The sequence below is a fragment of the Halomonas sp. AOP43-A1-21 genome (assembly GCF_052376775.1).
GTDB classification, from domain to species: domain Bacteria; phylum Pseudomonadota; class Gammaproteobacteria; order Pseudomonadales; family Halomonadaceae; genus Vreelandella; species Vreelandella colorata.
Map to the genome: position 1 here is coordinate 1 of NZ_JBQSWC010000102.1, position 544 is coordinate 544.

A 544-nucleotide genomic window follows, 5' to 3' on the forward strand; every position below is an offset into this window, starting at 1 on the left:
TAGAAGTGCGTGATGCGGATGGCGAGGTAGTAGGTAGTGGCCTTACCGATGAAAACGGTGACTACACTCTGACCACCGACACGCCGCTGGTCGAAGGTGACGCCTATGACGTGGTCGCTATCGATGCGGCGGGAAATGAATCTGATCCTTCTCTATTGATCGGCAATGCTATTGCTCCGGCGACACCGAGCCTGACGCTGGACAATGATACCGGCGCAGATGATAACGACGGCATTACCAGCGATGGCACGGTCAACGTAGGCAACCTCGAACCCGATGCCACGTGGGAATACTCCCTCGACGGAGGCGATACCTGGGTCGAGGGTGTCGGCGAGAGTTTTGAGCTTCCCGATGGCGACTATACGGCGGGCGATGTAATCGCTCGCCAGACGGATGCCGCTGGTAATACCAGCGGCAACGGATCACTGGGCGCTGTCATCATCGACAGTGCTGCTCCCGAAGCACCGACATTGGTGCTGGACAACGACACCGGCGCAGATGACAGCGACGGTATTACCAGCGATGGCACGGTCAACGTGGGTAA

1 protein-coding gene is annotated in these 544 nt (G+C 58.1%); it reads left to right on the top strand.

Annotated elements, in window-relative coordinates; translation table 11 throughout:
- A partial coding sequence (locus ACT3R7_RS20730; protein WP_496199469.1) for an Ig-like domain-containing protein occupies positions 1-544 on the top strand: 544 nt, incomplete at both ends.